Here is a 12,250-nt window from a genome sequence, read left to right on the forward strand (position 1 = left end):
CAGATAAAAACTTCGATGAATTTGTAGGGACACGGCATTGCCGTGTCCTAGCCGTAGCTTAATAATGACTCCCTGATTTCCGGTAATGCACCGCTGTCACGCCGTCATTATTGAGCAAATGACCGTTTTCAATCGCCGCGTAAACTACCCAGTGATCGCCGCATTCCATCCGACTTATCACTTGGCATTCCAGATAAGCTAGAGCATCAGTCAAAACCGGACAGCCGTTGCTAGCTTCCATTGTTTCGACTCCGGCAAATCTGTCTTCTCCGGGAGCAAAGTTTTTCATGAAATACTTCCGCAACTGTCGCCCTTCGGCTAAGATATTCAGCACAAATTTATCTCCGGCGTACATCAAAGCTTCGATCGATCGATCTTTCGCCACCGCAATCGTCACACCGGGCGGATTAAAGGTTGCTTGCGACACCCACGAAGCCAGCATCGCACTGGCGACTTCTCCCCGCTTCGCCGAGAGTACGCACAGCGAACCAACCAATCTCCCTACTGCTTGTTCAGTGCGATCGCTCCCCGCTGCTAACTGCGGTTTCGGTGCCCGCAATTTTTGCGATCGAATCAAAGCTTGAGCAAAATCCGTTCCCGCTTCTTTGCACTCGTGAATCGTCGCCGCCGTCGGCTTAAATTTGGCTCGAATCGGCTCAAATCCAATTCGATAGCCAGCATCTTTCAGCTTGTTTTCCACTAAGTCGATCGCCTCTCCACTCCAGCCAAAAGAACCGAAAACCCCCGCTAATTTGCTCTTAGTTGCTGTAGATAAAACTATTCCCAAAGCAGTTTGAATTTGCGTCGGAGCGTGTCCTGCTAGCGTGGGAGTTCCGATGATAAACCCCGCGCATTTTTCGATCGCCTCTTTAATTTCTCCCGGTTCCGCAAATTCGCAGTTGATACTTTCCACCGCAACGCCGGCTTTAGTAATTCCTTTGGCGATCGCCTGCGCTAAAGTAGCCGTATTTCCGTAAGCCGAAGCATAAATCAAAGCAACTGTCAAGTCTTTTGAATTTTGTTGCTGGCTCCATTCCCGATACAAATTGCTCAGTTCATTCAGGCCGTAACGGACGATCGGGCCGTGACCGGGAGCATAAAATGCTGCTGGTAAATCGGCGAATTTATCCATTGCCGTCAGCACTTGTTTGGCCTGAGATGCGTGCAGAGAATCGTAATAATAGCGCCGATCTTCGCTGTAAACGCTCCAGCCTTCATCGAATACTTGGTCGCCGCAAACGTGAGCTCCAAATAGTTTGTCAGTGAACACGATTCGAGTGTGCGGATCGTAGGTGCAAAGTTCATCAGGCCAGCGAGGAGTCGGAGTCGCGATGAATTTTAAGGCGTGACCTTTTCCTAAATTGAGAGTTTCTTCTCCCCGAACGATCATAATGTTTAATTCTTGGTCGGGGAAAGCGGCTCGCAAACTAATTGCCGCTGGATTCGTGCAAACCAAAGCTACTTCAGGAGCTAATTCTAACAGAGCTTTAATCGTAGTTGCTCTGTTAGCATTGAAATGCCCCAAAATTATGTAATCCAGCTTTGTCAAGTCCACCCGTTGCTGCAAAAATTCCAGGTAATTTTCAGTAAAAGATTCCCCCGGCGGGTCGAACAAAGCAGTTTTGTCAGCTTGAATAATATAGCTATTTGCTGTCGTACCCTTTTGCAGCGAATACTCGACTTCAAATTTGAGTCTGTCCCAAGTGCGCGATCGCACAATAAAAGTATCGAGTGCGATCGGGATAAACTGCACGTCGCGGGGTTTGGCATCAGATGCGAGTCTAGGAGTCAAAGTGTTAGTCATTAATTGCACCTATGAGAAACTGAACTACAGAACTTCTTTTGATTTCGTGCCAAAACTTGGTATCTACAATGTCAAACCTTGCACCTCGACCCTGTAAATTGGTATCCAGGTCAATCAGAAATTCCCTGGTTGTTAAATCATCCCCAATTTGGATAAAGCTCACTCCAATTTCTTCATCTTTATCTATCGTATTGGCCGCACTTACAAGAATTTCGGCAACAGCAGCAGTATTTTCTGGTTTTTGATCTAGGACTGCAACAATTATTGCTCCGTTCTTCCCTTTGGCATTTGGTTTGCTTGCGAAATAATCACTAAAAGTTGCTTTCAGAGCTTCTTCCAAATTAATTGCAGTCGGGTTTTCTGAATCCGGTTCCGTATTTTGTCGCTGCAAAATTTGAGCTAACCGGGCAACATTTGAATTTTTATACTTCCACATAGGAGTAGAAGCTTCGTAAAGGGTGATGCCGTCGCTGTCAAATTCCTGACATTTTTTTGCTAAGTCGATCAGAGATGCCTGTGCTTCTACCCAATCCTCGTACCAAGGATGGTGAGGGTCTCTGCTGGCATCGCTTCTGGCAATAATAATTGTGTAATCTCGGTCTTCTAAAAGATTGGCAGGCATTGGCAATTCCTAAAAGTGAAAATGGAAATACAAAAGGTAAGAAAAGGCTTATGGCGCACCGTAAGTTTAGCTGCAGGTAAGGTTCGCCATAAGCACCCTACGTTGAGAGTTTTTGCGTAGGTAAGGTGCCACATAAGCACCCGAATTTCCTTCCTAATAGTGATTTCCCACTTTGCGGTGGTGAACTGCCGGCAGTGCATCGGGATTGGAGACGCGACCGTTATCGACGATCGCATATACGATATGATGATCCGAAAGTTCCATCCGGCTGACTACTTCGCATTCCATGTACGCCAAAGCATCTGTCAAAATCGGAGAACCGTTGGTTGCTGGTTGAGTTTTAACTCCGGCAAATCGATCTGCACCCGGAGCAAAACGCTTTAAAAAGTGCCTCATCAAGGTTTGATAATTGCCTTCTTCCAGCACGTTGAGAACAAATTTATCTCCCGCGTGCATCATCGATTCGATCGCCCGATCCTTCGCAACTGCTATTGTTAAACCTAGCGGTTTAAAGCTAGCTTGAGTTACCCAAGAAGCCAGCATCGCACCGCTAACATCGCCTTTTTGGGCGGTGATGATGTACAGTCCGCCGCTGATTCGTCCCAAAGCTTTATCAAGGTCGCTGTCGAGGGATTTCATCTGTTTGACAGCCTTGTCCCGCGTCAGCCACTGTCCCAAGTCGGTGCCTGCTTCGTCGCAAAGTTGATAACTAGCTTCTGTCGGTGATTCTTTAATTAAAATGTTGGGAAATGCTTCTTTTAAACCCAACTCTTTGAACTTGTTTCGCAGCGGGTAAATCGATGCGTCATCGCCACCGCCGGATTCGCACAAACCGAAAGATTGTTTGTTGTTAGCCGCAACTAAAATTGTGTTGATAGCAGCTTCGGCATTCGCAGCAGCCGTACCACTACTCGGCGGCGAACAAATCACGATACCGGCGGCGGTACCAACAAGTTCGCGGACTTCTTGCAAGTCGGCGATTCTCAAATCCATCATTTCCACAGCGACACCGGTTTTGGTGATACCGTGGGCGATCGCCTGGCTGAGTCGATCGCTAAATCCGTAATCGGAAGTGTAAAATACCGCTACAGTGGTTTCTGCCTTAGCTTGCGCTTGGCTCCACTTTTTGTAGCGCCCGGTGAGTTCAACTACGTTGTGTCGCAGCAAGGGGCCGTGACCGGTCGCAACTGTACTGATTTCTCCCAACTCTGCCATCCGCTTCATGGCACTGAGTACCGATCGAGCATTGGGAGCCATCAAACACTCATAATAAAAATGGTAATCTTCCTCAACTGCTGCTAAATCGTCATCGAAGGTGCTGTCGGAACAGTAGTGCATCCCGAAAGCGTCGCAGGTAAACAGCACTTGAGTTTTGCTGTCGTAGCTGAAAATAGTATCGGGCCAGTGCAAGTTCGGCGCCGATACGAATTCGATAATGTGGCCGTTTCCTAAATCTAGTTTGTCCCCGTTTTTGACTACCAATCGCTCAAATGGTTGGTGTACAAGGTTTTCTAAAAATTGAATTGCTACTTTCGCCCCCACAACAATTGCTTGGGGTGCCAGCGCCAGCACGTCTTTGACTAAACCGCTGTGGTCTGGCTCGGTGTGGCTGATAATTAAATAGTCAATCTCTTTGGGGTCAATTTCGCCCGTCAGAGTTTCCATGTATTGCTGGCGAAACTTCTCGTGCGACGTATCGACGAGGGCTGTTTTTTCACCGCGAATAATGAATGAGTTGTAAGTTGTACCGTTTTTGAGTCCGAATTCGATGTCAAAGCGGTCTCTCTCCCAGTCCAGGCATCGAATTGCCGTTGTATCAGGGGCAATTTCGACTTTTTCCACCGTCAATCTGCGTTGGACTCGTTCAGTCAGCGCTACCATCAGTGCCTCCTTGTCTTTTACCCATTACCTTATTGTTTCCATTCTGACACGTTTCTTTTGTAAATCTTTATCAAATTTCCTATCACTCAGTTAAGCATCCCAAAAGTGATATCTATCTATTGACAAAAAGCTAATATGTGTGGTAATGAAACCAAGTTTTATCGGTTTGGCGATCGAGGTACTGAGTTTTGCATGGAAATTGCGATCGAGGAGTCAATTAGTTAGTAGCAACTTAAAAGCTGTAAAAAATGTGCAGTAAGACGATCGAATAAAAAAATCCCAAATCCACAGGGCAAAATCGATTAAGTGAAGTAAAGCTATGTCTGAAAGTCCCTTTGATAAAACTAACTTGAGTTGGCAAATAGGAAAGTCGCAACAGCGATTGCAGGAGTGGTAGGAACTAAAAGCTACCCAAAATATACCGAATGTCAAATTGCCATCTTGGTGTGATTCCCCCATCTTGGGGACGATCGCTAAACCCAGCTTTCGGTTAATCTTAGCATTGCTCGCAGTCTGGGCAAGTTGGCACATTTGGCAACTGTTACGTTTTTATATTCATAATTTCAAAAATAGGAATCCAACAACTGATGGCAGTGCGAAACAAACAATTAACGATTTGTCGGTAGCATAGTGGTTGTTGCGATCGCAAAAATTGCAGCAACAAGGCAAATACCGCCAAGCTTGCCACTGTCTTTACATGGCTTTGTTACAGCGGTTAAATGATGCGGGAACCGTAGTTTACCAACCCAGCCGCACTGATGGCGAATATTTGCAATTAATCCAGCAATTACCCCAGCCAGTGCCTTACGAAACTTTGATAAGAATACATCAACAACTATATTTTAGGAATAGGAGAGCTGACCCCTCAACCTTTGAACAGTGTCAGCAAGCTTATCAACAAATTAATGATTAAGTAGGTAAGCGCAAAAAAAATATCCAGCCGATAATTTTAGCATCGCTTTTACTAACAATAATTACCACAAAAAAAGAATCTAAAAAACCCCAAGTTGATAGCCAATTGCCATCTAATTATTTCCATACACAAGAGTCCAAGATCGTACTCGAATAACGGGCGTAGCATCTAAGAGTACGACCTTGAAAGGGTGCTATCAGACCGGACTAGCAAATGGGTTGAAAGTGACGAAACTAGCACCAGCAATGGGATTCGGGTCGAGGCAGCCCACAATCAGCCCTGTAGGTGAATCCCATTAGCTGTCGGTGCCAGCGACTGTCACACAGCGAAAATTTTACCTGCGTACCTCGCTTTCTTGAAAAAAGCTGTAGTGAGGAATCAGACTGATAAAAAGCATTTAACTACTTGCGAGACATATTAGTAGAGCAAGGATTTCTCGCCCTACTAACAGCCTTAAAGCAAAGTAATTGTAGTGGATCCCGGAATGCCGACATTCGCACCTGGGCCAAAGCTTAAACCCACATTACCACCAGTCAAACCTGGAGTATTGGTAATCGTCAGACTAACGCTAGTTTGACCGGGATTAAAGTTAACCGTGCCTCCAGTAAAATCCCTGAATGGATTAATGGTGTAGTCTATGAAGTTAAAAGGTTGACCAGGACCAGTAGGAGGAGCAATCAAATAGTCCACCGAAGCCGAAACCGAAGTATTGCCAGTCCGATTAATTGTAAAAGTTCCAGACTGACCATCAGCAACAGAACCAGGAGACGAACCGTAAGAGAACACAGTCGGAGCCACAAAAGTAGGATCGATAATGCTCAAAACTGCTACTGACGGACTAGCCAAACTGCCACCAGCCAAGAACAAATTCACCGTTTCAGTAGGCTCCCCCGTGATATTGTCAAATAAAGTTTGAATCGGAACTTGTGCGCTAGTTTGTCCGGCTGCAAAAAAGACCCCTTGAGTCACACTGTTGTAATCCGCTGGAGAACTAGCACTACCGTCACCCGTGCTGAACAAAATCGCACTCGCTGCCGTAACGTTGCCACTGCGATTGATGGTAATCGGCGCAGTGCTGCCCTCGTTGACGCTGTAATTAGCCGCACTGAAGAAATACGTGATTGGCGCCGGAGTTGTCGCCGGAGTTGGGGTCGGAGTTGGGGTCGGCGTCGGCGTCGTCCCAGTTGTCGCCACATCATTAATCGTCAAAATTGACGGATTACTGGCGACATTGCCACCGAAGAGCACCAAATTCACCGTTTCCGGCGATTCCAATGTCAAATCACTCAAAGCCGTCACGGTGAAACTAGCGGTAGTTTGCCCCGCAGCAAAATTCAACACCCCCGCCGACGTTCCAGTGTAATCCGGTGCACTGCCTGTTGAACTTGCCGAACCGTCAAGAGTAGAGTAGTTAATCGATGCAGCCGCCGTGCCACCGGTGCGAGTAACGTTAATCGTCGCCACGCCGCCTTCAGCCACAGTGTAATTTGGCTGGGCGAACTGGAAGAGACTTGGAGATGTCGGCGTCGGCGTCGGAGTTGTCCCCGGAGTCGGCGGCACATCATTAATCGTCAAAATTGACGGATTACTGGCGACATTGCCACCGAAGAGCACCAAATTCACCGTTTCCGGCGATTCCAATGTCAAATCACTCAAAGCCGTCACGGTGAAACTAGCGGTAGTTTGCCCCGCAGCAAAATTCAACACCCCCGCCGACGTTCCAGTGTAATCCGGTGCACTGCCTGTTGAACTTGCCGAACCGTCAAGAGTAGAGTAGTTAATCGATGCAGCCGCCGTGCCACCGGTGCGAGTAACGTTAATCGTCGCCACGCCGCCTTCAGCCACAGTGTAATTTGGCTGGGCGAACTGGAAGAGACTTGGAGATGTCGGCGTCGGCGTCGGCGTCGGAGTTGGCGTCGGCGTCGGCGTCGGCGTCACATCAATGCCTTGATATTGAATACTCCGCACTAGGTAGTCGGAACTATCGCTTTTGGGGGAGGTGCCGAGGTAGGCAGCGGTGGGGCTATCGTAGGCTTTGGCGGAGAACCGTAATTCGTCAAAAGCAACGCTAGTGGAACTTGCTTGTATCTGGAATGTGAAATTGCCATCGGCACTATCGCCAATGAAAGTCACTCCATCTGAAGACTGAGCGATCGGTTTTGGAGTGGCAGGAGCGTTGACGCGAGTGATCGTAAAATTGCTAGCCGATACCGGCGCCCCATTATTAAAGAGTTGCAGCAAACCAACTTCATTGCCTTGATCGTCCACTGTAGTAGAACTTGATTTGGGAAATAATCCACTGAGGCCGATCGTGGCGCTAGTGATGTCTTTGTTATCTCCCCATTTCACCTTCAGCGCTTGAGATTGATTGGTGTTGGGGTCATAGTTGATTTCCGCCCGCAATTTATTGACATCGGTAAACCAACCACTATAAGAGCCTAGGACACCAATACCACCGATACCGCCGTAGCTCAACCCGCTTTTAGGGGTTTCGTTCGTTGCTAACGTGAGGTTGCTGATGGGAATAGGGTTAGTGTAGTTCGTTTCAAAGCCATCAAAAGCTATCCCAGACAGTTGGATGCCTTGATCCTGGGCGGCAGTCGGCCATTGTTTAATTAGGTCACTGATGCTGCTGTAATTAGTGGTTGTACCCAAAGAACCAGTGAATGAAGTAGCCATAGATTCTCCTTTGATGATGAGTAATTAAGGATTAGAAGTGACTGAAAACCAGAGGTTGGGCTTTCTTGTAGCGATTTGTCACTGCAAGAAAAATTGCCTCATACGTGCAGGTAAATCAAGTAAAAATGCTTGCCCAATCAGCATCTGAAGGTATTATTGCCCCCGATTAAATATTGAGTGTAAATAATTACACCTATTTAGACCTATTTACATAGGGATGTTTAACTTTCATCATCAATAGGTTTTATCCGGAAAAATTGCGATATTTTTTTCAGCCCTATAAAAAGCGGGTTTTACACATCTGTAGAGGAGAGCTTAAATCCCAAATTCCGAGCCGCCCAAGAGGCCGCGTTTACTGCTTCAGCGGACAAAAGTGAATCAGCAAAGACTATTATGAGTAAAAATACTCAGGATTTTATATATCTACGCATAACCCTGTTGGGAATTTCTAAAAATTGAGGTTCGGGCGTAAGTTAAATCTGATTCTATTAAAAATGCGATGGTAAAAAACCAAGTTTATTGTGGAAGTGAATCAGCAGAAACTTTTATGAGTAAAAACACTCAGGATTTTATATGTCTACGCATAACCCTGTTGGGAATTCCTAAAAATTGAGGTTCGGGCGTAAGTTAAATCTGATTCTATTAAAACAATAGTCCGGACAGTTTTTATATGGCCCAATGGCTTATTCTCTAAGACTTCGCAGCCCCTGTGGATAATTAAATCAATGTCAGCTCCACCCCTGACTTACATTTAATTCGACTTTATTTATGATCCTTGCCCCGCGTAAGCGTGTAGTCTCGTTCCCAAAACTGTCCGGAGTAATGTTAAAAGTGCGATGGTAAAAAACCAAGTGTATTAGTGATCCGTAATGTGATTTACGATCGCCCTCAAGATGTCAAATGGGTTCTCTACTACTGCCAGAGTGACAAAACAGGGTTAATCTGACTAAAGCAAGAATTATGCACTTACCCTCCTCTGATTTGTCAGGGGCAACTCTACAATAAACTCAGTTCCTTCGCCAGCCTGACTGACGCAACTCAGCTTGCCACCGTGAGCTTGAACAATTACCTGATAGCACACTGAAAGTCCTAAACCCGTACCTTTACCCACGGGTTTAGTAGTAAAAAATGGGTCAAAAATCTTGTCTTGAATTTCTGCAGGAATGCCAGTTCCCGTGTCGCGGACAGAGATTGTTACCCAGTCCGGCTCGCTTTGCCAACTACGAATAGTTAATTCCCCCGGTTTGCTCGTTGACTGAAGCGCATCTAAAGCATTGTCAATCAAATTATAAAATACTTGGTTAATTTGACTCGCATGACATTGGACGGGCGGCAAACTGCCGTATTGCTTGTCTATTTTGATATGAGTTTTTAGCTTATTTTGCAGCATCAAGAAACTGCTTTCTAAACCTTCATTCAAATCTACTGGTTTTAATTCAGCGTGGTCTAAACGAGAAAAATTTCGCAGCGTCATCACGATTGAGCGAATCCTCCCGCTGCCTTCCCGCATTGAATTGAGCAGTTTACCAAAGTCTTCTCGAATGTAATCGAGTTCTAGTTCTTCATTGATTCTGACAATTGCTTCCGCTGCTTCCGGGCAGGCATTTCCGGCTTGTTCTAGAGCTTCGTTCAAGGCTTTAAAATATTCTTGAGCGTGAAACAAGTTAGCGTGGATGAAATTGTTGGCGTTGTTAATTTCATGAGCAATGCCCGCCACCATTTGCCCCAAACCTGACATTTTTTCGCTTTGAATCAATTGCTGCTGCGCCGATCGCAATTCTTCTAGTGCAGCCTGCAACTGCTGGGTTTGAGCTTGAGATTTTACCGCCGCATCTTGGACTTGGCTGTAAAGTTCTGCTTGCTGAATGGCGATCGCCATTTGGTTGGCTATCTGGGAGAGCAACTCCATTTCTTGCCGCTGCCAATTGCGGGTATCCCGGCACTCGTGAGCAATCAGCAAACCCCACAGCCTACCGGGAAACTTAGGATTATAGCTTCCGGCTGTGTCCGGGGTATTTTCTTCAGTTCTGGATGTAACAATCGGCACAATCAGATTAGCTTTAACCTGCAAACTATTTAAGAAATCGACATGACAAGGCTCTAAACCAGCATTAAAAATATCATTAATTGCTTTGACTCGCCCTTGCTGGTAAAGATCGGCGTAATCTCCCCGGAAACACTTATCAGCCCCCATATCTCCTAAAATTGAAGGCCAAGGAATCACCATATCTTCAACCACAACTTTTCCTTGCCAGTTGTCTTGAAACTGATAGATGATTACTCGATCGCACTGCAACATTTGGCGGACTTCTCTCACCGCTGTTTGTAAAATAGTTTCCAGATCGAGGGTACTGCGAATTTGGTTGCCGATCAGCCGTAGCAGCGATTCTCGTTCGGCTTGGCGCCGGGTTTTGCTATAGAGTTTGGCTTGATTGATCGCGATCGCCAATTGCGATCCAACCCCTTCTAAAAGCTGCCTTTCCCAATCAGTCCATTCCCGTTCGCGATCGCACTGATGCAAGCCAATTATGCCATTCACTTCACCTTGATAGCGAGTAGCTACTGCCAGCATTGACTTAATCTCCAAAGCTTCGGCAATTTTTCGGGTTTGTGGGTTCAATCCCGGAAAATCGAGAAACTTCGTCACTGCTAGGGAATCTTGTTGAGACACGACTGCAGCTAAATGCGGGTTGTCAGTCATCGGTACTTTCATTCCCAGTTGGATCGGATAGTCCCCCGCGTTGTACTCTCCGCGCGTAACTAAAATTTTTTCTGTATTTGATTCTTTGACTAAAATGCTCACGCGACTGCACTGTAATGCTTGCCCCAGCAATCTGCAGGCCGATGTCAAAATTTCTTCTATGTCAAGTGTACTGCGAATTTCGTTATTAATTTGGTTCAGCAAGTTTGATAACTGAACTTGCTGCTGCATCTGCACTATTAGGGCTTTTTGTTGGTCTACTTCCGGCAGCGAAAGACTTTCTTCCTGCCTCCAGTTTTCAGATTCAGGCAACCGCGAAGTTACTCTTTGCCAGGGGTTTTCGTGCTCTTGTATTTTTAAAGACATATTTACTCAGGAGTTGTACAGTATTTTGATTGAGTCTGGTTTTTTAAACCTATGCTTACCCCGCCAACAGCCCCATCGCAGCTACCAGGACTTTGGAATATCTTAAGACATTATAAAGGATGCCGCCTGAGCAAAGCAATGATTTGCTTTACAAATATTTATATTTAGCAAGTATGCCCTCTGCAGCCGACAATACTAATTGGCGCGTGGCATGGAACTTGGTCAGATGTCAAATAGAGTTAACCGCCCGTTTAAGCGAATAAAATTAATCTAAAATCTATCTTTAGTTCAATGTTTGCGCCGGAACGATCAATATGGAAAATTCAATTCCCGACAATTTCCGTTCGCCAGCAAGCACCGACAACATTACTTCTGGATTGACAGGTAAAGCCCAGATTAAAATAGCTTTGGCGATCGGCAATTCCCGGCTGCACTGGGGATTATTTGTGGGCAAAACCCTGGAGAAAACATGGGATACACAGCATCTAAATACTGATGCGGTTTCCCGGCTCTCGGAGGAGGAAAAAGCCGAATATTTGGTGCAAATAGTAATGAGGTCGATCGAGGAAATATCTTCTCAAAATCTCCTTTGTCTTCCTGCTACTACCGCTTTTTCTAATCCTCGCACACTTTCTTTAGTGCCGCTGCCTCTAATTTTGGCTTCAGTAGTTACCCAGCAAACAGCAATTTGGCAGAGTTATCCTGATGTCCGAATTATTACTTTAGACCAGTTGCCGATCAGGGGACTCTATCCTACCCTGGGAATTGACAGAGCTTTGGCTGTACTGGGCGCTGGCCACCAATTGGATTGGCCAGTTTTACTTATAGATGCTGGTACAGCTTTAACATTTACTGGGGCTGATGTCAATAGGTATTTAGTTGGGGGCGCAATCTTACCAGGTTTGGGTTTGCAGTTATCGTCGCTATCTAAAAAAACTTCTGCATTACCTTTAATCACTTTACCACAAAATCTGCCATACCGCTGGGCGAAAGACACTGCTGGGGCAATTCAAAGCGGAGTTGTGTATGCGACGGTGGCAGGAGTTAGGGATTTTATTGAAGATTGGCGGTGTTTGTTTCCTGATAGCAAAATTGCGGTCACGGGGGGCGATCGCACTATGCTTTTAAAATACCTCACCGCAGCCTTTCCTGATACAGCCGCAGGCTTAATTGACGCACCAGAGGCTATTTTTTGGGGAATTAGCCTGTTAACTGTTGACTGTTGACTGTTGTCAGTTGACTGTTGTCATTTTATCCATTCGCAATTCCCAATTCCCAATTCCC

The 12,250-nt window shown here is 45.9% G+C and carries 7 protein-coding genes; 2 read left to right on the plus strand and 5 right to left on the minus strand.

Annotated features, from left to right (window positions below; genetic code table 11):
• Nucleotides 1-58 precede the first annotated feature (58 nt).
• The 3 genes from Q5691_RS11955 to Q5691_RS11965 form a co-directional block, all read right to left on the minus strand.
• Nucleotides 59-1,804, minus strand: coding sequence for a diflavin flavoprotein (locus Q5691_RS11955; RefSeq protein WP_333344958.1), 1,746 nt, complete (start codon nt 1,802-1,804; stop codon nt 59-61).
• The gene (locus tag Q5691_RS11960) at nt 1,797-2,426 is read right to left on the minus strand and encodes a hypothetical protein (protein ID WP_333082706.1); all 630 of its coding nucleotides are present in this window, start codon (nt 2,424-2,426) and stop codon (nt 1,797-1,799) included. Before Q5691_RS11960 ends, Q5691_RS11955 begins: the two co-directional genes overlap by 8 nt.
• A gap of 153 nt (nt 2,427-2,579) precedes the next feature.
• The gene (locus Q5691_RS11965) at nt 2,580-4,307 is read right to left on the minus strand and encodes a diflavin flavoprotein (protein WP_333215226.1); all 1,728 of its coding nucleotides are present in this window, start codon (nt 4,305-4,307) and stop codon (nt 2,580-2,582) included.
• 634 nt (nt 4,308-4,941) lie between these two features.
• Here Q5691_RS11965 and Q5691_RS11970 point away from each other — a divergent pair.
• The gene (locus Q5691_RS11970; protein ID WP_333215224.1) at nt 4,942-5,220 is read left to right on the plus strand and encodes a DUF4129 domain-containing protein; all 279 of its coding nucleotides are present in this window, start codon (nt 4,942-4,944) and stop codon (nt 5,218-5,220) included.
• A 453-nt stretch (nt 5,221-5,673) separates the two neighbouring features.
• On the opposite strand, the gene Q5691_RS11975 is transcribed toward Q5691_RS11970, so the two are convergent.
• Nucleotides 5,674-7,899 carry a Calx-beta domain-containing protein gene (locus Q5691_RS11975; RefSeq protein WP_333344960.1) on the minus strand — a complete coding sequence of 742 codons (2,226 nt, stop codon included), beginning with the start codon at nt 7,897-7,899 and terminating at the stop codon, nt 5,674-5,676.
• A gap of 958 nt (nt 7,900-8,857) precedes the next feature.
• Nucleotides 8,858-10,966 (minus strand): GAF domain-containing protein, encoded by a 2,109-nt coding sequence (locus tag Q5691_RS11980; protein WP_333215220.1) that lies wholly within the window; start codon nt 10,964-10,966, stop codon nt 8,858-8,860.
• A 314-nt stretch (nt 10,967-11,280) separates the two neighbouring features.
• Between Q5691_RS11980 and Q5691_RS11985 the strand changes: the two genes are divergently transcribed.
• The gene (locus Q5691_RS11985; RefSeq protein ID WP_333215216.1) at nt 11,281-12,192 is read left to right on the plus strand and encodes a pantothenate kinase; all 912 of its coding nucleotides are present in this window, start codon (nt 11,281-11,283) and stop codon (nt 12,190-12,192) included.
• The last annotated feature ends 58 nt before the right edge of the window (nt 12,193-12,250 follow it).

This window comes from Microcoleus sp. w1-18aA5 (genome assembly GCF_036701705.1).
GTDB lineage: Bacteria > Cyanobacteriota > Cyanobacteriia > Cyanobacteriales > Microcoleaceae > Microcoleus.

What these genes read in the sequence shown, in the direction of transcription:
- Q5691_RS11985 (WP_333215216.1), top strand. Translation starts at nt 11,281, where the DNA reads ATGGAAAATTCAATTCCCGACAATTTCCGTTCGCCAGCAAGCACCGAC.
- Q5691_RS11965 (WP_333215226.1), bottom strand. Translation starts at nt 4,307, where the DNA reads ATGGTAGCGCTGACTGAACGAGTCCAACGCAGATTGACGGTGGAAAAA.
- Q5691_RS11955 (WP_333344958.1), bottom strand. Translation starts at nt 1,804, where the DNA reads ATGACTAACACTTTGACTCCTAGACTCGCATCTGATGCCAAACCCCGC.
- Q5691_RS11980 (WP_333215220.1), bottom strand. Translation starts at nt 10,966, where the DNA reads ATGTCTTTAAAAATACAAGAGCACGAAAACCCCTGGCAAAGAGTAACT.
- Q5691_RS11960 (WP_333082706.1), bottom strand. Translation starts at nt 2,426, where the DNA reads ATGCCTGCCAATCTTTTAGAAGACCGAGATTACACAATTATTATTGCC.
- Q5691_RS11975 (WP_333344960.1), bottom strand. Translation starts at nt 7,899, where the DNA reads ATGGCTACTTCATTCACTGGTTCTTTGGGTACAACCACTAATTACAGC.